This is a genomic window from Streptomyces sp. NPDC031474 (assembly GCF_055581185.1).
This window is the reverse complement of record NZ_JBVIJX010000023.1, coordinates 124,813-145,973: the sequence shown is the minus strand read 5'-3', so window position 1 is coordinate 145,973 and position 21,161 is coordinate 124,813. Positions and strand designations below refer to the sequence as shown.

The 21,161-nt window shown below is 68.3% G+C and carries 23 protein-coding genes and 1 tRNA gene; 19 read left to right on the top strand and 5 right to left on the bottom strand.

Going from position 1 to position 21,161, the window contains the following annotated elements; translation table 11 throughout:
• Window positions 1-522: 522 nt before the first annotated feature.
• Window positions 523-924 (bottom strand): hypothetical protein, encoded by a 402-nt coding sequence (locus ACZ5SK_RS39630; RefSeq protein WP_468577347.1) that lies wholly within the window; start codon window positions 922-924, stop codon window positions 523-525.
• A gap of 243 nt (window positions 925-1,167) precedes the next feature.
• Window positions 1,168-1,524, bottom strand: a complete 357-nt coding sequence (locus tag ACZ5SK_RS39625) for a hypothetical protein (RefSeq protein ID WP_468577346.1) — start codon at window positions 1,522-1,524, stop codon at window positions 1,168-1,170.
• 937 nt (window positions 1,525-2,461) lie between these two features.
• On the opposite strand from ACZ5SK_RS39625, the gene ACZ5SK_RS39620 reads away from it, so the two are divergent.
• Complete coding sequence (locus tag ACZ5SK_RS39620) at window positions 2,462-3,274, top strand: serine/threonine-protein kinase (protein WP_468577345.1); 813 nt, start codon at window positions 2,462-2,464, stop codon at window positions 3,272-3,274.
• Window positions 3,275-3,298: 24 nt separating this feature from the next.
• Window positions 3,299-4,621 carry a hypothetical protein gene (locus tag ACZ5SK_RS39615; protein ID WP_468577344.1) on the top strand — a complete coding sequence of 441 codons (1,323 nt, stop codon included), beginning with the start codon at window positions 3,299-3,301 and terminating at the stop codon, window positions 4,619-4,621.
• Between the two features lie 302 nt (window positions 4,622-4,923).
• Here ACZ5SK_RS39615 and ACZ5SK_RS39610 read toward each other — a convergent pair whose 3' ends face one another.
• On the bottom strand, window positions 4,924-5,376 hold the full coding sequence (locus ACZ5SK_RS39610) for an NUDIX hydrolase (RefSeq protein WP_468577343.1): 453 nt from the start codon (window positions 5,374-5,376) through the stop codon (window positions 4,924-4,926).
• A 30-nt stretch (window positions 5,377-5,406) separates the two neighbouring features.
• Here ACZ5SK_RS39610 and ACZ5SK_RS39605 point away from each other — a divergent pair, with 30 nt between their 5' ends.
• The 12 genes from ACZ5SK_RS39605 to ACZ5SK_RS39550 all read left to right on the top strand — a co-directional run bounded on the left by ACZ5SK_RS39605 (window position 5,407) and on the right by ACZ5SK_RS39550 (window position 12,950).
• Entirely contained in the window at window positions 5,407-6,186 is a 780-nt protein-coding gene (locus tag ACZ5SK_RS39605; RefSeq protein ID WP_468577342.1) for a GntR family transcriptional regulator, read from the top strand.
• A 139-nt stretch (window positions 6,187-6,325) separates the two neighbouring features.
• Window positions 6,326-6,688 carry an SCO3933 family regulatory protein gene (locus ACZ5SK_RS39600; RefSeq protein ID WP_351004240.1) on the top strand — a complete coding sequence of 121 codons (363 nt, stop codon included), beginning with the start codon at window positions 6,326-6,328 and terminating at the stop codon, window positions 6,686-6,688.
• Between the two features lie 2 nt (window positions 6,689-6,690).
• Window positions 6,691-8,046 carry an FtsK/SpoIIIE domain-containing protein gene (locus tag ACZ5SK_RS39595; protein WP_468577340.1) on the top strand — a complete coding sequence of 452 codons (1,356 nt, stop codon included), beginning with the start codon at window positions 6,691-6,693 and terminating at the stop codon, window positions 8,044-8,046.
• A gap of 87 nt (window positions 8,047-8,133) precedes the next feature.
• Window positions 8,134-8,292, top strand: a complete 159-nt coding sequence (locus ACZ5SK_RS39590; RefSeq protein ID WP_215207556.1) for a hypothetical protein — start codon at window positions 8,134-8,136, stop codon at window positions 8,290-8,292.
• Window positions 8,292-8,954, top strand: a complete 663-nt coding sequence (locus ACZ5SK_RS39585) for a DUF2637 domain-containing protein (RefSeq protein WP_468577338.1) — start codon at window positions 8,292-8,294, stop codon at window positions 8,952-8,954. Before ACZ5SK_RS39590 ends, ACZ5SK_RS39585 begins: the two co-directional genes overlap by 1 nt.
• Window positions 8,955-8,974: 20 nt before the next feature.
• Window positions 8,975-9,169, top strand: coding sequence for a hypothetical protein (locus ACZ5SK_RS39580; RefSeq protein ID WP_468577336.1), 195 nt, complete (start codon window positions 8,975-8,977; stop codon window positions 9,167-9,169).
• A gap of 1 nt (window position 9,170) precedes the next feature.
• A complete protein-coding gene (locus ACZ5SK_RS39575) occupies window positions 9,171-9,362 on the top strand; it encodes a mobile element transfer protein (RefSeq protein WP_062641684.1) in 192 nt (63 codons plus the stop codon).
• An 11-nt stretch (window positions 9,363-9,373) separates the two neighbouring features.
• Window positions 9,374-9,532 carry a hypothetical protein gene (locus tag ACZ5SK_RS39570; RefSeq protein ID WP_266717816.1) on the top strand — a complete coding sequence of 53 codons (159 nt, stop codon included), beginning with the start codon at window positions 9,374-9,376 and terminating at the stop codon, window positions 9,530-9,532.
• Between the two features lie 11 nt (window positions 9,533-9,543).
• Entirely contained in the window at window positions 9,544-9,861 is a 318-nt protein-coding gene (locus ACZ5SK_RS39565; RefSeq protein WP_468577334.1) for a SpdD-like protein, read from the top strand.
• A gap of 91 nt (window positions 9,862-9,952) precedes the next feature.
• Entirely contained in the window at window positions 9,953-11,362 is a 1,410-nt protein-coding gene (gene repSA / locus ACZ5SK_RS39560) for a replication initiator protein RepSA (RefSeq protein WP_468577332.1), read from the top strand.
• Window positions 11,359-11,556 (top strand): helix-turn-helix transcriptional regulator, encoded by a 198-nt coding sequence (locus ACZ5SK_RS39555; protein WP_351004246.1) that lies wholly within the window; start codon window positions 11,359-11,361, stop codon window positions 11,554-11,556. The genes repSA and ACZ5SK_RS39555 overlap by 4 nt, the downstream gene beginning before the upstream one ends.
• Window positions 11,556-12,950 (top strand): tyrosine-type recombinase/integrase, encoded by a 1,395-nt coding sequence (locus ACZ5SK_RS39550; protein WP_468577330.1) that lies wholly within the window; start codon window positions 11,556-11,558, stop codon window positions 12,948-12,950. The genes ACZ5SK_RS39555 and ACZ5SK_RS39550 overlap by 1 nt, the downstream gene beginning before the upstream one ends.
• A 179-nt stretch (window positions 12,951-13,129) precedes the next feature.
• Here the strand turns inward: ACZ5SK_RS39550 and ACZ5SK_RS39545 are convergent.
• Window positions 13,130-13,202, bottom strand: a tRNA-Arg gene (locus tag ACZ5SK_RS39545).
• Window positions 13,203-13,523: 321 nt separating this feature from the next.
• Here ACZ5SK_RS39545 and ACZ5SK_RS39540 point away from each other — a divergent pair.
• The 5 genes from ACZ5SK_RS39540 to ACZ5SK_RS39520 all read left to right on the top strand — a co-directional run bounded on the left by ACZ5SK_RS39540 (window position 13,524) and on the right by ACZ5SK_RS39520 (window position 20,522).
• Window positions 13,524-15,131 (top strand): dynamin family protein, encoded by a 1,608-nt coding sequence (locus tag ACZ5SK_RS39540; RefSeq protein ID WP_334579802.1) that lies wholly within the window; start codon window positions 13,524-13,526, stop codon window positions 15,129-15,131.
• A 3-nt stretch (window positions 15,132-15,134) separates the two neighbouring features.
• Window positions 15,135-17,174 (top strand): YfjP family GTPase, encoded by a 2,040-nt coding sequence (locus tag ACZ5SK_RS39535; RefSeq protein WP_334579803.1) that lies wholly within the window; start codon window positions 15,135-15,137, stop codon window positions 17,172-17,174.
• A gap of 342 nt (window positions 17,175-17,516) precedes the next feature.
• Window positions 17,517-18,083, top strand: coding sequence for a single-stranded DNA-binding protein (locus ACZ5SK_RS39530; RefSeq protein ID WP_334579804.1), 567 nt, complete (start codon window positions 17,517-17,519; stop codon window positions 18,081-18,083).
• A gap of 298 nt (window positions 18,084-18,381) precedes the next feature.
• Entirely contained in the window at window positions 18,382-19,800 is a 1,419-nt protein-coding gene (locus tag ACZ5SK_RS39525; protein WP_334579805.1) for a thioester domain-containing protein, read from the top strand.
• 128 nt (window positions 19,801-19,928) lie between these two features.
• A complete protein-coding gene (locus ACZ5SK_RS39520) occupies window positions 19,929-20,522 on the top strand; it encodes an AMIN-like domain-containing (lipo)protein (protein WP_468577327.1) in 594 nt (197 codons plus the stop codon).
• A 64-nt stretch (window positions 20,523-20,586) separates the two neighbouring features.
• Here the strand turns inward: ACZ5SK_RS39520 and ACZ5SK_RS39515 are convergent, their stop codons facing one another.
• The gene (locus ACZ5SK_RS39515) at window positions 20,587-20,964 is read right to left on the bottom strand and encodes a hypothetical protein (RefSeq protein WP_334579807.1); all 378 of its coding nucleotides are present in this window, start codon (window positions 20,962-20,964) and stop codon (window positions 20,587-20,589) included.
• Window positions 20,965-21,161 lie beyond the last annotated feature (197 nt).

The window sequence follows — 21,161 nt, the reverse complement described above, 5'->3', positions numbered from 1 at the left end:
AGTCATTTCGCACCTACAAAGTCAGGTCCCCCCAGGCACCGGGTGGAGTCAGAACTGACCTACAAGTGGCGTCAACCGCCACCTACGAAGCCAGTGAGCCTTGGGACGGGGATCCTAAGGGCGCGGATGATGTCTGCATCCCAGCGCTGTTGGCGCGCACGCCGGACCCGTATCCAACTTCCGATCGACCACTTCATTGCTTCCCCCAGTAGCCCGCACGGTGGCCTCAAAGCTGACTGAGGATACGGGGTGGCAGGCTCACAGCCGCGTACGCGTACCGTCGATGAAGCCCAGTGGCGGTGGTGGGTTGGATAGACGGCCTGATGGAACGTATCGAGGATCTCAGCCTGGGAAGCTGCGGGCATTTGGAGCTGGTTGGGGCACTGATCTGGGCGAACGGTTCGGGTGCGGCATCGTCGGGCTCGGCTGCTTTCACCGTGGTTCCCCGCTGTTCCCCGCTGGATCTGGTGCGGTTGTGGTGCGGCAGTGATGCTGCGTCAGGAACGATGCCCAGCGAGCGGCTTACCACTTCCGCCACTTGTCCGTGATCTGGTACCGGCCGAGTCCATGCCGGGCGGCCAGTGCGACGATGTTGATGCCGTGCTCAGTGAGCGATTGGTCGATGAAGTCGCACAGTTGCTCGCGCTCGTCGGTTTCGTAGGCGCTTTCGTTGTGGGCTTCGTTCACGGTGTTCAGGGCCAGGACGACGCGTTCCACGACGCCGAAGATCTGCGCGTCGTCTGCCTCGCTCAGCCCGGGAAGCTCCCTCTCGAAGGTGTCGAGGACGGCATCGGTCGACGTGAGCAGTTCTTCGGGGAACAGTGCCGCCATGCAGGCGCACTCAGGGGCCAGGGTGCCGGCGGCAAGCTCTTCGGCTTCCTTGGCTATGCCGTCGCGCCAGTTCGTCGTAGGTCTCTCAGCCATGGAGCGGACCGTACAGCCCCAGTCTGACAGTGGGGTTGAGCACCGATGCGGCCCATACGCCAGCGATATCACCAGGTACACGCTTTCCAACTGTGGTGGTGGGCCCGGGGGCCTCGGACGGGGCCGTTCACCTGCGTTCATAAGCGGTCGGTCGTCTGAGCGGCTACCGCCTCCGGTCCCGTCTGAACGTCCGTGAACGGCGCTGAATGAGACGGAAACTGAGACGGGAGCGCGCTCCCAGCCTCAGGGCCTGAGCCGGTTCTGCTGAGGGTCGAAGCAGACCAGCCCCATCGAGTCTGCGAGGGCCGCCGCGTAGGTGGAGGCCTCCTCAGCCATGCTCCAGCGCATCGGGAAGTAGACGAGCGGGCCGCATGCCTCTCCGATCAGCGGCCCCGTCGACCAGGGGGAGGTGTCCTCCTCGTCCTCGGTCAGGTCACACCACCGCTCCAGGAGGCCAGCCACGTAAGCCGCTATGCGTTCGGTCGGCGGATGCTCAACATCCGTGTCGACGTAGTGCTCATAGAGGTTCGTGAACGCTCGTGCGGCCGCCTTGTCGTCCGCAGGGCGCGCGCCCTCCCACACAGCCAGGTCGTAGCTCATGGCCGGAGGCTCTCACGCCGCACTGACAGACGGTCCGCACCTTCGACACGCCCTGTCTGAACCTCAGCTGACGACAGTCAGCCACGACGGCGGGCGCGCCGACCGACCACGCACGCGTATGCCTCGCTGCACCCCCACCGGCCTCAGCCACGCTGTTGGTGCCGTCGACTAGAGCAAGTCGTGACGGCCGGCCCGTGACGACGACGTTGAGCTATCAGCTTGGGACGTTCTTCTAGCGGCAGTTGCCGGGCAGATCTGCGGCGGGGAGGTGTTGGAACCCTGGTCCCACCTGCGGCTAATCTCCGCTGTTCCCAGTAGTTCCTCGCACTATCTGGCACGTGAATGGCACGACCCGTTGCTGTGAAGAACCCCGGGCGGAACCTCGGCCTTGGAGGTCCGAGCCTCAGCCGATGACAGCCAGCCACGAAGGCGGGTATGTCGACCGGTCAGGCACGCGTGTGTTTCGTTGCACCCCGGCCAGCCTCAGCCACGCTGCTTGGCTTTCCTTCTGACACCGCAGCGCTCAACGGCTCAGGAAGTGCTTGCGAAGCCACGGAACGCGCCCAGTCGAGGTGCGAGTGCTCAGTTTCGGAGAGAGAATAGAGCTAGACGGCGCGGAGGTGCTCACGGTGGTGGTGAACCCAACGGGCATTGCAGTCACTGATGTGAGAGCAAGTTTCATCTGCAACGACGAAGCCAGTAAATGAGTTATCAACCTCGCGCCTTCACATACCACCACCCTCAGCTTCGGCCGCGGTGCGGACATGCCTGCCCATAATCCGCGAGCTTCCTACGGGTCCTGCATTTCCGAGGAGATTAGCCAGCGAATTTCGGCAAGCGGCGCTTGTTTCGAGTGTCGATGCGATGAGTCATGCGATTTGGGGAAGTTGCCATGGTTACGATCGTGAGGTCTGCACTTGACCGGGTATTTCGCTACGTGGACATCTCCGAAAAACCGATAGGGAGAGGCGGGTGTGGCCAGGTCTGGCAGGCTCATGATCTCTTGTTTGATTGTCGGGTGGCTATCAAGACAATTGATGAGATGCTCGACTGGGAACTTAACAATACCGCGAGACGGGCTTTCATCAAGGAGGCGCAAGCCGGGGCAAGGCTCGGTGCGGTATCGCGGAACATCGTGAAGGTAAATGATCTGGGAATGGTGGACAATGTCCCGTACTTCGTTATGGAATGGATCGAGCCGCGAAATGGACAATCATGGGTAGACATCTCGCAGAACATGGGGAAGATGTCCTTGGCGCAAGCCAAGATAACGCTCTTCGCAATATCTGATGCCGTAAAAATTGCTCATCGGGGTGGTATGGTTCACAGTGACATCGCGCCATGGAACATTCTCTTTGATGCAAGCGAGAATCTCTATAAGCTTGCCGATTTTGGCCTGCTAAAGATCGTAGAAGAAGGAGTGCTCAGTCATGGCTCGGGCAGCCTTCTGGTTGGAGGAAGGGCGGCCTTCTTTCCTGTCGGTGTGCGAACAGGGGCGGAGGAGATATCTTTTGCCTCTGACGTGTATGCCCTGGCGATAACTTTTAGAGCTCTCCTTGAGGGGCCTGACTTCTTGGAGTTGAAGCAGGAGCCAACAGTTCCCACTCCGGGGGTCATTCCTATTCGTCACGAAGGCGGCCGTGACGCACCGCGACAAGCACGAAATCTCTTGCTTCGATTTGTTGATGGTCACACGCCTAACGACACAGTGCAGGAATTTCAACAGACGCTTCAGCGTATTCCGAACTAAAGATCGAATAGGGAGGTTGAAGCGATGTCACCCGCGATTCAAGAGGCACGCTCGATCTGCTACATTCCTTCCGGGGAAATGTTGCGCTTTCATCCGGTAAGCCATTGGCTCCGTAGGTATGCCGAATTCACGCAGCGATCAGCGAATGAAATTGTTCTGCCAGCTGTGGGGTTCTCCGGTCCTCTTTTTAACTCCATTGTGCACCCGACCCCGAAGTCATTCAGCGGTACAAACCTGCTCCCACAGTGGGTAGCAGCAGCCCGCGAGGCTTTGGGTGAAGATGGCGTTGTCTGGGCTTCGATCGTAGTGGAGTTGGGATTCCTCGAGAATCCGGCGCTATGGCTTGTGGATCAGTTCGGTGATGAGCTTCCTCAGGTCTGCATGGTGAACCCGGTGACACAGGAAATTATTGGGGATCTCATCTCGGAACTGGCCGATGTCGGAGTAGACGGGGTGGTTCTGGATATCACCGATGTTTTCCCAAATTCCGTCACGTCAGGCCGTGTCGGTTACACCCTGCACTGTTTTTGTGACTTCTGCATGGAGCAGCTTGCCCTGAAGGACTTTAGAGAGTCGAGGAAACTTTTCATATCTGAACCTCTTCTTAGTCAGTTGATTCTCAACAAAGATGAAGAACGGGGTGGCGTCCGCCACATAGACGCTCCGCAGGAGTGGATGGACGGTCGAGACACTAGTGAGTTGATCGCCTTCTCGGTTGCCAGGAAATTTGTGACTGAGGACAGCGAGGGGCTGCAGGCGGCAGCTTCGAAGCTTCTCTCGTATCTGCAAGCGCGTGTAAGTGTGACAGCAGAATCAGTGAGGCGGTCACTTTCAAAGGCGCGATCGTCAGAAATGCGCACTGCAGTTGTATTGGGAGACTATAGGGCCGACCTCAGTCAGATGGTTACCTTGCCAGCGCTGGACTCCGCGAAGAGTGCCGACGAGTACTGGCTTCCTTTCACGCCCGATAGGAAGAAGATTTCCGGAGAATGGCGCGCTGTGCAGTTCCTGGCAGGCCGATCAACCTACTATTTCAACTCATTCTTCGAGACCGTCGAAAAGGCCCCACAAAAGCTTGTAGTGATTGGCGTAGAAAATTTCCTGCAAGAGCTTCTTTCGGTATCAAAGGGGCTCATGAATAACACGCTGAGTGGCGGAGGGGCATACGCTACAGGTAAGCTATCTCAATTCGAGGGATTCGTTGGTGTTCCACTCGCGCAAGACGATCATATCGAGATCATCGATCGGCTGACGAGCGCAGTCACGGGAGATGTCCTTCCGCCGACTCTTCTTGAGAAGTTCCGAATCGAAACGGAAAATCGCCCACCATCCGTCGATGCATATTGACCACAAGGGAAATGGGCACGGAACACGACGACACCGTCTGAACCTCAGCCCGAGAAAGTCAGCCACGACGCCGGGCGCGCCGAACGGCCAGGAGTGCGTGTGCCTGCGCTCCCACCACCGGCCCTCAACCGCGCTATTCGGTTCAGACGTTGGATAAGCAGCACTGCAGGTTTCTCGCACGTCGTTCCTATAGCCGCCAGCGCGCCGCCGGGCGCGGCCGGCCGGGGCGCAGACAGGAGGCAGGCCGCGCCCGGTGGCGCACGCCCGCGCCGTGCGCGGGCCTTGATGAAGGAGAGAAAGTCTTATCCCTCTGGGACGAGGTTCTGTCCGTCGTGGCTTCGGACATGGGGGCCGTTGCCGTCCAAGGCGTCCAGGAGTCTGATGGCGAAGGCCTCGGACATGCGGTCGCTGACCTCGTTGGGTGTCAGCCATGAGACTGCCGTGGATTCGTCTGAGGTGCGTTCGGTGCCGCCGGAGGGCTTGCAGCGGAAGACCAGGGCTACGACGCCTCGGACCATGTTCTTGTAGACGCCGGTGAGTTCGTCCACCTCGACGTGGATGCCTGTCTCCTCCAGGACCTCGCGGGTGACGCCGGCCTCCGGGGTCTCGTCGAGTTCGAGGATGCCGCCGGGGAGCTCCCAGGTGCCGTTGTCGGCTCGGCGGATCGCCAGGAGGCGGCCGTCCTCGCGCACCACCACTCCGGCTACGGACACGGAGTGCAGGGGAGGCGTGGTCGCTTCCTGTGGTTGACTCATGTAGAGGAGCTTAGGAGGCAGAGAAGGACTATGGGAACTGCTGCTGGAGGGGGCACGGCCGGGCCTCGGTACGTGCAGATCGCGGAAGAGATCGTGCAGCAGATCCGGGCGGGGGTTCTGAAGCCTGGTGACATGGTGCCGAGTGAATCCGAGCTGGTGGATCGCTACGGCGTGTCTGGCGGGACGATCCGTAAGGCGATGGCCGAGGTGCGGGCGAGTGGGCTCGTCGAGACCCGGCACGGCAAGGGTTCGATCGTGAAGAACCGGCCTCCTGTGCGGCACCGCTCCTCCGACCGCTTCCGGCGCTCGCTCCGGCAAGGAGGGCAGGCGGCCTACCTTGCGGAGTCCGCGCAGTCCGGCGCCACCGCAAAGGTGAGCGTCCTCTACATCGGGCCCATGGAGGCTCCCGAGGACGCCGCCCAGCGGCTGGGTGTCCCTGCCGGTGCGCAAGTGCTGGCCCGCCGACGTCTCTACTTCCGCAACGGCGTTCCGGTCGAGACCGCCACGTCCTACCTGCCGTGGGACGTCGTGAAGGAGATCCCGGAGCTGTTCGCCGAGAACCCCGGCGGCGGCGGTATCTACGCCCGACTCGAAGACCACGGCCATGAGTTCGCGGAGTTCGTCGAGACGCTGCAAGCGCGGCCGGCCTCGAAGGCGGAGGCCGCGGAGCTTGCGCTGAGCCCGGGTGCTGCCGTGATTCACCTGATCCGGGAGGCCCGTACGACCGCGGGTCTCGCGATCGAGGTGTGCGACACGCTCATGGCCGCTGACCAGTTCGTTTTCGAGTACCGCATCCCTGCCGACGACTGACGCTCGCTCAACTTCTCACAGCCCGTCGCGAGTTCCTCTTCGCGGCGGGTTGACTCATGTATAGGAGTGGTGCACTCTTCTTCATGTCACTCATGTACATGAGTGGCGGAGTTCAGCATCTATAGAGGAGTGCTCCGCTATGCGTCAGATTCCCGTCGACACCTCCGCCGCGATCGTGATGGTCGCCAAGACCCCGCAGCCCAAGGTCAAGGACCGCCGTACGGGCGAGATCGCCATGGACATCGAGTCCGGTTCGAAGCTGATGACGGTCGACGTGATGTTCGCGGCGAACGAGGAGGTGGAGATCCTGTCCATCACCGTCCCGGAGCCCGGGATCAGCGGCGAGCTGGCGATGGGCACGCCGGTCGCGCTCACCGGCCTGGTCGCCCGGCCCTGGGAGAACGACTTCAACGGTCAGAAGCGGCACGGCATCGCGTTCCGCGCGGTCGCGGTCACCTCGCTCGCCAACGTCAACGCCGCCGCAGGGCCGAAGGCGGCCTGATCATGACCGGCTTCACGGTCGCTCTGGTGCTGGTCGTCGCCGCCGCGGGTCTCCTGCGGTGGCGGCGTCCCGCCTGGTACTGGCTGGCCTTCGGGGTCGCCCTGGCCACGCTGCGGGTTCTGATCCGGTACGGCTCCGTCATGGACGCGTGCGGGCTGACCGTACCGCCCGCGAGATGGCGGCTCGCCCTTGCACGGGCCACCAACCGCCCTATGCCGGAGTCCCGTCCGCCGCGCATCCTGCGGCTCCGGCCGACTCGCACCGGCCTGGTCCTGCGGCTCAAATTGCGCCCCGGACAGGACGCCTTCGACGTCGCCGCTGCCTCGGACCGACTGCGGCACTCGTTCTCGATGTACGGCGTTTCCTCGCGTGAGCTGCGGTCCGGCGTCGTAGAGGTGCGGATGACCGGCTACGACGTGCTCAAGCGGGTGCAGATGCCCGCCACGACCGAGACCCGGCCCATGCGAGTTCCCGTTGCCCTGCGACAGGACGGCTCGGTGCACTACCGCGACTACCGGGCGATACCCCACGCCCTCACCCTCGGTGCCACGGAATCCGGCAAGTCCGTCTACCAACGCAACCTGGTCGTCGGACTCGCCCCCATGGACGTCGCGCTCGTCGGCATCGACTGCAAACAGGGGGTCGAGCTGTTCCCGCTGGCCCGCCGGTTCTCCGCCCTCGCCGACAACCCCGACACCGCCGCCGAACTGCTCGACGCGCTCGTGACTCGGATGGCAGACGTCTATCAGCTCATCCGTGCCCAGCAGCGGATCACGGTCGACGTGCCGGACGCGGAGATCGCCGCCGACATCTGGGATCTGCCCGACGAACTGCGTCCGACCCCGATCGTGGTCCTGGTCGACGAGGTTGCCGAACTCGCCCTGTACGCAAGCAAGGAGGAGGAGAAGCGGCGGGACCGGATCATCACCGCATTGGTCCGCCTCGCCCAGCTCGGCCGCGCGGCCGGCATCTACCTCGAAATCTGCGGGCAGCGCTTCGGCTCCGAACTCGGCAAGGGCATCACCATGCTCCGCGCCCAGCTCACCGGCCGCACCGCCCACCGCGTCAACGACGAGACCAGCGCCAACATGGCCTTCGGCGACATCTCCCCGGACGCCGTCCTCGCCGCCATCCAGATCCCAGCCGAGTTGCGGGGGATCGCCATTGCGGGTGACTCCTCCGGCGGCTGGCACCGCATCCGGGCTCCGCATACCTCGCTCCGCCAAGCCGTGAACCTCTGCAACCGGCACGCCGACCGGACCCCGGCCCTGCCCGAACTGGCAGCGTTCCGGCCCGCCCTCGCCGGACCCGCCGCCGCTCCCTTGCCGTCGGTCAATCCTTCTCCGGCCACCGCCTGATCTCTCGCTCGTCCCATCGGCCGGCGCGACCGCCCTTCGCGCCAAGTCCCTACCCCCGCCATGCCTGATGAAGGGAGAACTCGCGTCATGTGCCCCGACTGCGAGGACTTTGCCCGCACCGTCCTGCTCCTGGGCCAGCTTGCCCTCTACGCCGACACCAGCGGCGCCGACCTCGACTTCGTCGACGTCGTCAGCCCCTCCCTGGCCGCCTCGCTTCCCGAGCCGCCGACCGGGGAGGAGTCCTGATGGCCGCCCGTCACGTCCTACGTGTCGACGCCGTCCTGGTCCAGGCCGTGATTGCCGGGGCCCTGTCCTTCGCCCACCTGCACGACTTGGCCGCCGCTGCCGGACAGGTCGGCTGGAAGGCCTGGGCCTACCCGGTCAGCGTGGATCTGCTCATGGTCGCCGCCTGGCGCCGCCTCCGCTCTGACGGACCGTCCCGGCTGGCCTGGTGCTGGTTCCTCATCGCCCTGTTCGCCTCCCTCGGTGCCAACGTCGCCACCGCCGGATTCCTCGACCTGGCCGACCCGCCCGCCCTGCTGCGCCTAGGCATCGCCGGATGGCCCGCCCTCGCCTTCCTCGGCGGCACCCTCCTCGCCCACTCCGCCGAACACCGGCTCCCGGATGAGCCGGCACCCGCACCGGAAACCGACTCCGTCACAGACCCCGAGCCAGAAGCCGAACCCGTGCCGGACCCGGCGCCCACCCCGACCTCGGTGGCGGAACCGCCGGCGCTTCCGCCCGCCGACCCGGCCCCCGCGGTTCCCGCCGTCCTCGTCGACCACGCCCGCAAGGTCGCTGCCGACTACCGCGACCGCACCGGCGCCCCGATCGACACCGACACCCTGCGCGCCCGCCTCGGTGTCCCGCCGCACCTCGCCGACGCCATCGCCGCCCAGCTCACCTGACCCGGAAGACAGGACGACAGATGACCTCCGACCCCGCCGACCTGACCGCCTCCGACTACCTCGACGGCGCCCGCGAGATGACCGCCGCCGACCGGCCCTACCTCGCCCACCTGCTTGCCGAGGAAGCCGCACAGCGCACCACCGACCCGGCCACCGCCGCTGGCATCCGCGCCAGCTTCCCCGACCCGACCGCAACCCGTGAGGAGACCGACTGACATGCCCGCCCGCGACAACTTCCACTCCGTCATGCGGATCGGCCCGGTGCAGATCGGCACCCACCGCGACCGCAACGGCCGCACCAAGCACGCCGCCGTCTGCACCGCCGACCGCTGCGGATGGTCCGCCGACTACTCCAGCGGCACCGCCGCCCAGCTCGCCGCCCGCACCCACCGCTGCCGCGTCCGCTAGGAGACACCATCATGCAGGTCCCGCTCTGGTTCGCCCTCGCCGTCGTCGGCTACCTCGGCTGCAAGCTCTTCCGCCCGCCCCTCTGGCTGGTCCTGGTGCTGCTCCTCGGCGGCTACCTCATCGCCGACAGCCTGCTCGCCCCGGTCATCGACACCGCCATCACCAAGTAGGGGGACCCGTCATGCTCCGCCCGAAGATCCCCACCATGCCCACCCCGACCGGGATCGTCTCCCGGCCCGCCGCCGTCGAGCCGACCACCGTCACCCCGGGCGTTCCGGTACCGCCGTCGACGCCCGTCGCCCCGGTCCCGTCCCGCCCGGTCGTCCAGCTCACCCCCGGCACTGCGCTCGCGCTCGTCGGCGCTGGCACGGCTATGGTCCTCGTCCTCGGCGCCGTCCTGGTCTCGCTGCTCCTGGCGGTCGCCATCACCGGCGTGTCCGTCGCCGTCTGCGCCGTCGTCCTGCGCTCCCTGATCACCGCCGACGCCAAGCGTCGCTGACCGGCCCCCGGGCGGCCCTGATACCGCCAAGCATCCGCCGCCCGGGAGCTGTCCCCACCGATCGATCTCGCAACCGGAAGGAACCTCCAGCATGGCCCACCGGGCCTCACCTGCGGCACAGAAGACGCATACGCCCGTCCAATCGCTCGATCCGATCATCCTCGGAGACATCCTCCGGGTGGCCTCGGCCTCCGACTACACCCGCTGGGAGGACCAGATCCGCCGTACCGGCGGCTGCTCCGACCCAATTCACCTGACCGGCTGGACGCTCACCAAGGACAAGACCACCGGCGAGACGCTGCACCACTACTCCACCGAGAACGAGCCGGGCGGCCGCCTCCGCCTCGCTTGCGGCAACCGCCGGGCCTCTCGCTGTCCCTCCTGCGCCTGGACCTACGCGGGCGACACCTACCACCTGATCCGCGCCGGCCTGGCCGGGGACGACCGCCGCGACATCCCCGCCGACGTCCGCGATCATCCGCGCGTCTTCGCCACCCTCACGGCCCCCTCGTTCGGCCCGGTCCACAACCGACCCGATCACGGCGGCCCCTGCCGCTGCGGCGACCGGCACGCGCCTGACGCCCCGGAGCTGGGCACCGCCCTCGACCCGGACGCCTACGACTACGCGGGCGCCGTCCTGTTCAACAATTACGCCGGACAGCTCTGGCAGCGCTTCACCACCCGCCTGCGCCGCGAACTCGCCGCCCGCGGCGGCCTGGCCCGCCGGGAACTCGCCGACCACCTGCGTGTCTCGTACGGCAAGGTGGCTGAGTTCCAGAAGCGCGGGGCTCTGCACTTCCACGCAGTCGTGCGCCTCGACGGCCCCGACGGGCCTGGCACACCGCCGCCCGCCTGGGCCACGGTCGACGTGCTCACGGACGCGGTACGGGCCGCCGCCGCGCACTCGTACACGTCCGTCTCGGTTCCGGCCGCCGAGGACCAGCCTGCCCGGACGTTCCGATGGGGCCGACAGCTCGACGTCCGCCCGGTCAAGGCCTTCGGGGACGGCTCCGACATCACGGAACAGGCCGTCGCCTCGTACGTGGCCAAGTACGCCACCAAGGCCGCCGAGAACACCGGCACCCTGGACCGCCGCATCGGCGAACTCGCCGAACTCGACCGCCACGGCGTTCCCGACCACACCCGGCGGCTCATCACCGCATGCCGCGACCTCGACGTCCTGTACCCGGACCGACGCCTCTGGGCCTGGGCGCACATGCTCGGCTTCCGCGGGCACTTCTCGTCCAAGTCGCGCACCTACTCCACCACCCTCGGCGCCCTCCGCCAGGAACGCGCCGACTTCCGCGCCGCGCAGGAGGCGTCCCTCCTCGGCCTCGACGACCGCGAACCGGACACCGTCCTCGTCCTGACCGACTGGCAGTACGCCGGCCACGGCCACACCCCGGGTGAAGCCGCCCTCGCCGCGACCATCGCGCGCGACCTGCACACCAACCGCGAGACCGCCCGCGAAGTCCTCCGGAGCGAAGGGAACACGGAATGACCACGGCTGTCCGGTCGCGCAGCATGCTGACCCTCGCGGAGGTCTGCGAGGAGCTGGGCGTCTCGCGCTCGACCTTCTACGACTGGCGCGCGAAGCGGCGTGCGCCGCGCTGCATCAAGCTCCCGAATGGCGACCTCCGGATCCGGCGGAGCGATCTCGACCACTGGCTCGACGACCGTGAGGACGCCGCCTGATGGAGACCACGTACGACGTGAAGGTCTACAAGATCCTCACGTACAAGGGTGCCCGGAAGACCACGTACACCGTGCGCTGGGAGGTCGCGGGCAAGCGCTGGCGTGAGCCCTTCGGCACCGTCGCGCTCGCCGAGGGTTTCCGTTCCGAACTGATCCGGGCCACGGGGAAGGGCGAAGCCTTCGTCATCGCCACCGGGCTGCCGGTGTCCCACCGTTCCAAGTCGGCCTCGATGAGCTGGTACGCGTTCGCCGTCGGGTACGTGGACGCCCGTTGGGCGGAGCTCGGCGGCAACAGCCGTAAGAACACCGCCAAGACCCTGACGGCAGTCACCATCGCGCTGCTGCGTGCCCAGCCGACCCAGTTCGCCCCGGTGGCCGTGCGGACCGCTCTGCGCGAATGGGCGTTCAATTCGGCTCGCCGTGCGGATGCCCCGCGGGACGTGGTGACCATCCTCAGGTGGGTGGAGCGCAACTCCCTGCCGGTCTCGGTCTGGGAGGAGTCGGAGAGGGTCGATGAGGTCCTGCGAGCCGTCGACACGCGCCTCGACGGCAAGCAGGCGGCGGCCTGGTCCCGGAAGCGCAACCGCCGGATCCTCAACGTCGTCATGAAGCACGCGATCCGGCGGCGCGTCCTGCGGACCAATCCACTGCCCAAGGGGAAGGAGTCGACGGCCGTCACCAAGACCAGCAACGCCGTGGACAAGCGGTCCTTGATGAACGCGGACCAGGCGGCGGCGCTCCTCGACTGGATCCGTCGCCGCCCACGCGGGGGAATGCGGCTGCACGCGTTCTTCGCCACGCTGTACTACTGCGCTCTACGACCTGAGGAAGCCGTGGCCATGCGAGTGCAGGACGTGACGCTGCCCGGGCCCGACGCCGGGGACCAGTGGTGTGAGCTGCTGATCCACACGGCGACTCCGGAGGTCGGCAAGCGGTGGACCGACACCGGGGAGATCCACGAGGAACGCGATCTGAAGGGCCGCGCCGAGGGCGAGACGCGCACCGTACCGGGGCATCCCGCCCTGACGCGCATCCTGCGGCAGCACGTCGAGGAGGAGCAGATCAAGCCCGGTGATCTGCTGTTCCAGGGGGAGACGGGCGGCATTCTCGCGGGCTCGGTCATCCGCCGGGCGTGGCGCAGTGCGCGGAAGGCCGTCCTGCCCCCGCACGTCTTCGAGTCGCCCACGGGGAAGCGGGTGTACGACAACCGGCACACGCGCCTCACGAAGTGGCTCAACGACGGGATCCCACCCGCCCAGGTGGCTGAATGGGCCGGCAACAGCGTGCCGGTATTGCTGGCCACCTACGCCCGGTGCGTCGAGGGGCAGCTGCCTGACTTGAAACGGCGCCTGGAGGCCGCGGGAGATCTCCCCGAGCCGCCCGGTGCGGGCTGACGCACCTCGCGGAAAACTTCGACACGTATTCGACAGGGCCACCCGCCAAAACCCGGTGACAGCCGGACGGCCCCGGACCTTCCCCATGATCATCGGGGGAGTGTCCGGGGCTTCGTCGTGCCTCGCGAAACATGCTCTGACCAGCAAAAATGCCCTCCCAAAGGGAGGGCGGAGACTTGCGCCCCCGGCAGGACTCGAACCTGCGGCCAAGCGCTTAGAAGGCGCCTGCTCTATCCACTGAGCTACGGGGGCCGGGTGTGGTGGCCTCGTACGTGCTGCCCGGGTGTGGGCTGATCCGTGACGTTGCCGGGGACAAGGATAGGGCTCCCGGTTCCTTGTCCCGGTTGCTTCGCCTCCGTGGCTCAATGTGGAGGTTCGGTGAAGCGGTCCTGATAATCGCAGGCAGGTACGAATCGTGCATCGCTTTTGGCGTCCACGGCCACGGGTGTTGTGTACTCGTTATGCCTGGGCTGCGCCTCTGTCCCAGTCGCGCCTTCCGTCCCTTGTGTCCTATCGGCGCGCAGACATGCCTATATGCTTCATAAATCCCCTAAAATTGGGCATTCTTCGCATGTGGTGACCTTGGACGTACGGCCTCAGCTGCTCGACGCACTCTCCGCCCTGCGCGACCGTGTCGCCGCCGCACGCTTCCCGCTGCCTCTTGCGGGGGCCCCACGCGCGCGTGCCAACCGCGACGAACTGCTCGCCCAGCTAGACGACTACTTGGTGCCCCGCCTCAGGCAGCCCGAAGCGCCGCTGCTGGCCGTCGTGGGCGGCTCCACCGGCGCCGGCAAGTCGACCCTGGTCAACTCGCTGGTAGGACGGCGCGTCAGCGAGGCGGGCGTGCTGCGGCCGACGACACGGACGCCGGTGCTCGTCTGCCATCCGGAGGACCATCACTGGTTCAGCGGCATGCGGGTGCTACCCGGCCTCACGCGCGTGTGGGCGCCCCATCAGGAGTCGGCCGACGACCTGTTGCTGCCCGGCGAGGACGGCAGACGCGTGCTGCGCATCGAGACCGCCGACAGCCTTCCCCCGGGCCTCGCCCTCCTCGACGCGCCCGACATCGACTCCCTCGTCGCCGACAACCGCGTCCTGGCCGCCGAGTTGATCTGCGCCGCCGACATCTGGGTGATGGTCACGACGGCCGCCCGCTACGCCGACGCCGTGCCCTGGCATCTGCTCCGCACCGCCAAGGAGTACGACGCCATGCTCGTGACCGTCCTGGACCGGGTGCCCCACCAGGTCGTCGGCGAGGTGTCCCGGCAGTACGGCGCTCTGCTCACCAAGGCCGGGCTGGGCGACGTACCGCGCTTCACGGTGCCCGAGCTGCCCGAGTCCGCCTGGGGCGGCGGGCTGCTTCCGGCGACCGCCGTCGCGTCGCTGCGGACCTGGCTCGTCCACCACGTCCAGGATCCCAACTCCCGCCGCTACGCCCTGACCCGCACGGCACACGGCGTCCTCGACTCCCTCAAGGCCCGGCTGCCCGAGCTGGCCGGGGCGACCGCCGCCCAGTACGCGGCCGCGCTACGGCTCACGTCGGCCGTCGACGGGGCGTACGACAGCGAGTACACGCGCGTGCGGGGCCGTCTGCAGAGCGGCGCCGTGCTCGCCGGCGACGCGCTCAAACGCTGGCGGGCCTTCCCGCTGGACTGCACCGCCGCCGAACTCCTCGACGCCCTCGTGGAGAGCCTGGGCGCGCTCCTGCTGTGCGCCGTCACCGCCGCCGACGAGCGCGTCGACGAGGCCTGGCGGCGCGAACCGGCGGCGAACGCCCCCTCCCTGACCGACCGGGACACCGCGCCGGAGAACGCCGAGCACCGCATCGGCCTGGCGGTACGACGGTGGCGGCGCGAGCTGGAGGAGTACGCCGAGGACGAGGTACGCGGCCTGGAACGCGGTGTCGCGCCCGATCCGGAATCGGTCGCCGCCCTCGTCGCCACCGCCGTGCTGGGGGGCCGCAGGGCGCGCTCGGCGGGCGAGGGGCTCGCCGAGCGGATCGGCGCCCATGGGGCGCTGCGGCTGCGCGACCGGGCCGGACGACTGCTCGCCGAGCATCTCGACCGCGTGATGCACAACGAACGAGAGCGCCGCCTCGCCCCCCTCGACGGACTCGACGTCCACCCCGAACCCCAGGCCGAACTCATCGCCGCGCTGTCCGTACTGCAGAAGGAGAGGTGACCGGTGACCGCCGTCACTGACCAGGACCACACGGACAACAGGGACCAGCAGCCACAGCAGGAGCACCAGGAACGTCAGAAACAGCAGGAACAGCGGGAACAGCAGAAACAGGAACTGGAACAGCACGCACGACAGGAGCAGAGGGAGAGCGGCACGCCGGGGGAGGAGAACCCGGAGACCGCGCCGGCGACGGCGGCGGCGACGTCGTCGTCCACGTCCAGGACGGCGTCAAAGGACGCCGTCGGAGCCTGGGACGACGGGCTCATCGCTCGCCGCGTGAACGAGGCCACCGCCGTGGCCAGCAGGATCGGTGGCGGTGGCCGTGGCGGCGGCGGTGGCGGCATGGGCGTGGGCGTGGGCGGTGGCGGCGTGGGCGGTGGCGGGGGAGGGGGCGTCGGCAGTGCCCTGCCCGCGCCCCCGCTCACGTACGACGGCCCCCTGCGCTCCCGACTCGACGCGCTGCGCGAGCTCGTGGGGCTCTCCCGCACCCGGGTCGACAGCAGGACCCTCGCCGAGGCCGGCCGGGTCCTCGACGAGGCGGTGGCCCGGCGCAGGCTCTCCGGGCAGCACACCGTCGTGGCCCTCGCGGGCGCCACCGGAAGCGGCAAGTCGCAGCTGTTCAACGCCCTGGCCGGAGTGACCATCTCGGAGACGGGCGTACGACGTCCGACCACCGCCGCGCCCATCGCGTGCAGTTGGAGCGACGGCGCGGCGACCCTCATCGACCGGCTCGGCATTCCGGGCCGGCTGCGCAGACGGCCGGTGCAGAGCCCGGAGGCGGAGGCGCAGTTGCGCGGGCTCGTGCTGATCGACCTGCCCGACCACGACTCGGCGGCCGTGCAGCACCGCGAGCAGGTCGACCGGGTGCTGGGGCTCGTCGACGCCGTCATCTGGGTCGTCGACCCGGAGAAGTACGCGGACGCCGTCCTCCACGAGCGCTATCTGCGGCCCATGGCCGGGCACGCGGAGGTCATGTTCGTCGTCCTCAACCAGGTCGACCGGCTGCCCGGCGAGGCCGCCGAGCTGGTCCTCGACGACCTGCGACGCCTCCTCGACGAGGACGGCGTCGCCCTCGGCGAGTACGGCGAACCGGGCGCGACCGTGCTCGCCCTGTCCGCGCTCACCGGGGACGGGATCGGCGAACTGCGTGAGCTGCTCGGCCAGTTCGTGGCGGAGCGCGGGGCCGCGGCACGGCGAGTTTCGGCCGATCTGGAGGCCGCCGCGTGGCGACTGCGGCCCGTCTACGCCACCGGTCGGCGCACCGGGCTCAGCGAGGAGGCGCGGGACGCGTTCGCCGACCGGCTCGCTGACGCCGTGGGCGCCACCGCGGCGGGCGAGGCCGCCGAACGCGCCTGGCTGCGCCATGCGGGCCGGGCGTGCGGGACGCCGTGGCTGTGGCTGTGGCGCTGGCAGCAGGACCGGGGCGAGCCTCCCACCGGACGGCTGCCGGTCCGTGCCCAGGCCGACGAGGAGGCCACGGCACGACAGCGCGTCGAGCAGGCGGTGCGCACCGTGTCCGAGCGGGCCTCGGCGGGGCTGCCCGCGCCGTGGGCGCAGGCCGTGCGGGAGGCGGCCGTACGCGGGGCGCAGGGGCTGCCCGAGGCGCTGGACGAGCTGGCGGCGCGGGCCGGGTTGCCGCCGGGGCGGCCGCCGCGGCCGGGCTGGTGGCCGGCAGCCGTGCTGGCGCAGGCGTCCATGACCCTGCTCCAGGTCGTCGGGGGGCTGTGGCTGGTCGGACAGATCGTCGGGGTCATGGCGCCGAACCTCGGGGTTCCGGTGCTGCTGATGGTGGCGGGCATCATCGGCGGCCCGCTCGTCGAGTGGAGCTGCCGGATGGCGGCACGGGGACCGGCCCGGCGGTACGGGCAGGACGCGGAACGCCGGCTGCGGGAGGCGGCGGCCGGGTGCGGCCGGGCACGTGTGCTGGATCCCCTGGCCGCGGAGCTGCTGCGGTACCGGGAGGTCCGGGAGCAGTACGGGCGGGTCACGGGCGCGGGGGCGGGGGCAGCGACGGGGACGGCGACGGGGACGGGGGCGCGGTGAGTTGGAGGGCTGTGGAGGCGGGTGGGGCGGTGAGTGTGGACGCGGTTGTGGAAGTGGGTGTGGAAGTGGGTGTGGGTGTGGGTGTGGGTGTGGCGGGAGGGGGCTGTGGGACGAGGGGTGATCCACAGGGAGGGGGAGGGTGGTCACTCGTCCGGGTGGCGGAGTTTTCCACAGGCGGACGGTGATCCACAGGGCTCGGCGGGCTCGGCCCGAACGGAGGCAGTCTGGCTTCACGGCGATCGCGGCGATCACGACCGTGACCGTCGCGACGGACGCAGCCGTACGGGACGGGCCCGTGCGCGTATCCGGGCGGTACGACCGTCCGGCGAGGGAGGGGTTCGCATGAACGAGACGATGGTCTGCGCGGTCGGCAACGTGGCGACGCGGCCGGTCTACCGGGACCTGGCGGCGGGCGCTTCGGCGAGGTTCCGGCTGGCGGTCACCTCGCGCTACTGGGACCGGGAGAAGAACACCTGGACCGACGGGCACACCAACTTCTTCACGGTGTGGGCCAACCGGCAGTTGGCGGCGAACACGGTGGCCTCGCTGAACGTCGGCGACCCGGTGATCGTGCAGGGCAGGCTGAAGGTGCGCACGGAGCAGCGCGAGGGACAGCAGAACTGGACGTCGGCGGACATCGACGCCGTGGCGATCGGCCACGACATCGCGCGGGGCACGTCCGCGTTCCGGCGCTCGGGCCGCCCCGAGCCGATGGCCGCGGGCGCACCGGCGCAGCCCGAACCCGACTGGGAGACCCCGGCAGCGACTTCCGCGGAACGGGTATCGGAGCGGGCGGCGGAGCCGGAGCCGGGACCGGAACGAGGGTCGGTAAGGGGGCCGGTACGGGGGCCGGAGCGAGAGCGGGAGCCGGGCGGTTCGCCGCGACGCGAACCGGTGGGAGTGACGTGAGCGGACCGGCTGGTGACGGGGCGTCATCGACGCCTGAGAGCCGTCACTGACCGAACTACGGCTTATCGACGGATGCACTCCGAACGACCGAGTGGATTTGTCGATAGGCCGGGTTCGCGGGACCCCCATAGACGATCTTGGGGATAACGATTACGAGTCGGATCGGTGATCCGATGAGATGACCGGTAAGCGTGGTGCGCGGCGTCTCTAGGATGCCGGACGTGGTTCACGGGGCTTCTGATTCTGCTGGTGGGACCGTACCCCCCACATCAACGTGTCCTGCTCGAAGGGGAATTGCGTGATTTCTTCGTTCTCCGCGCCGTTCGCACGCGGGCGAGGGGTGGTTCGCCTCGCCGCGGCGACGTTGGTGTCCGGCCTCGTCGCCGTGGGCGTGATCGCCGGTGCGGGCACGGCCGTCGCCGCCGAGATGACACAGAGTCAGGGCGGAGCCACCGCGACCATAGGCGGCCTCAAGACGTACGGCGCCGCCGTGATCCACGCCGACACCGGGGACCAGGAGGTCCCCGCCGGTCTGTTCGAGATGTCCGTCGAGGGCGGCGGCACCCTGCAGACCTACTGCATCGACCTCTACAACCCGACGCAGAAGGACGCCAAGTACCACGAGACGCCGTGGAGCGGCACCTCGCTGGGCGCCAACAAGGACGCGGGCCGCATCGGTTGGATCCTGCAGAACTCCTACCCCCAGGTCAACGACCTCGCCTCACTCGCGGACAAGGCCGGCATCGACGGCGGCCTGACCGAGCAGGACGCGGCCGCCGGCACCCAGGTGGCCATCTGGCGCTACTCGGACGGCGCGGCCGTCGACGCCCTCGATCCGCAGGCCGAGCGGCTCGCGGACTACCTGCACAAGGCCGCCCGCGCCGTCCCGGAGCCCGCGGCGTCGCTCACCCTCGACGCGCCCGCCGTCTCCGGCCACCCCGGCGAACTGCTCGGCCCGGTGACGGTGCACACCGACGCGAGCGGCGTGACGGTGACACCGCCGCTGGACGCCGCCACCAGCGGGGTGCGGATCGTCGGCAAGGACGGCAAGGCGGTCACGTCCGTGACGGACGGCAGCCAGCTCTTCTTCGACGTGCCCGTCGACGCGGCCGCCGGCTCGGCCGAGCTGACCGTCCAGGCCTCGACCACCGTCCCGGTAGGACGGGCCTTCACCTCCGAGAACCGCAGCCAGACCCAGATCCTGGCGGGCTCCAGCGAGTCGACGGTGTCGGCGACGGCGAGCGCGACCTGGGCCAAGCAGGGCGCCATACCGGCGCTGTCCGCGGCGAAGAACTGCGCCGGGAGCGGCGTGGACATCACCGCCGCCAACCAGGGCGACGCGGACTTCTCCTTCGAGCTGATGGGCATCCGGCACACCATCCCGGCCGGAGCGTCCCAGACGGTGACGATCCCGCTGCAGGAGGACCAGGCCTACGACTTCACGATCAACGGCCTGCAAGGCGTCCAGTACCGCTTCACCGGCGTCCTGGACTGCAGGACGCAGGCCGACGAGACCGCCGGCCTGACCACCCAGACCCTCAGTGAGCCGAGCCCGGCGACGGTCGGCGGCACGTCCGCCGCGGACGACACCGATCTCGCCGCGACGGGCGGCACCAGCGCCACCCCGCTCATCGCGGGCACCGCCATCGGTCTGGTCGTCATCGGCGGCGCGGCCCTGATCCTCGTGGGCCGAAAGGAGAACGGCGCGCGGGACTGACCGGACTTCCGCCCACCGGTCGGCTGATGCCGTTTCGTGATCGTCCGGGCCAGGTCCGGTCACATTGCGAGCCCAGCCTTGCTCACCACGGCCTCTCAGGGGCGGGTACTCGATCATGGGGAGCAAGCATGCGACGGCTCGGAATCACACTGGCGGCGCTCGTGTTGGCGGGTGCCGGGCTCGCGGGAACGGTGGGTACGGCGCAGGCCGCCACCGCCGCGTCGGCCACCGCCGCGTCGGAGTCGGCAGTGTGTGAGACCGGGTGGGGAAGCCTCGAGAAGCACCTGTGGTCCGCGGACGACCACAAGCCCCCGCTGACGAACATCAGGACCGGGCAGCACGAGTGCTTCGACCGCATGGTCCTCGATTTCAAGGGCGGCTCGACCGGCGCGACCGGCTACCAGGTCAAGTACGTCGACAAACTGACGACGCCCGCGACGGGAGAGATCCCCATCGAGGGCGGGGCGATCCTGCAGATCGCCGTGGACCCGAACTACGACCCGGCCACCGGCACGAAGTCCTACCCCGGGCAGCACGGCCAACCGCTGCCCGGAGTGAACGTCACTGGCTACAAGACCTTCCGGGACACCCGCTACGCGGACGCCCTGGAATCCGAGGCACGGGTGGGAGTCGGCGTCCGGGCCCGGCTGCCGTTCCGGGTGATGCAGTCGGGCGATCACCTGATCGTCGACGTCGCCCACTCGTGGAACGCCAGCTCGTAAGCCCGACGCTTCGCCCCGGTACACAGCCCGGCCGGGCTGCTCACGAGACACCCGGCCGGGGGCTTCACTTGTGTGGGCCTGCGAGCGTCGCGCAGATGGCAAAAGCGGTGAGCGTCTGGTTCGTCTGGCTTGTGTTGACGGCCACCGCCCTCCACGTGTTCGGCCCCCCTGGTCCGTCCGGCCCCGCGCCATAGGACCCGGTCACTTCCAGAGCCGGGCTGATCGTTCCGAAACCGCCGCCGGTAAGAGTGGTTCCTGCCGGGCACGTGGCGTCAGCGCTGCCGAACGCATTGGGCGGCACTACGACTGCGGGCCCCTCAACCTGCTGCGTGGTGAAGCCGCCTCCGCCGCCCCCGCCTCCGCCTTCTCCGGCGGCTGCGGCTCCAGCGCTCGCGGCGAGCAGGAAGCCGACAGCGGCACCAAGTGCGGCGATCTTGGGCATGCGGGACATGGTGACTCCCTCACAGTGGGTCGGATGGTGGGTCGAGACTGCAAGAGAATCGTGTGCGCCCCGGCAACCAGCCGCTTGCTGGAAGACCTGTCCGGGTGACAGCCCTGTCCCCGTACACCCGCGGCCGACGTACGTTGCCGGGATGCCGACCGAGTCCGTACCAACCTGTCCCCAGTGCGGTGGCCCGT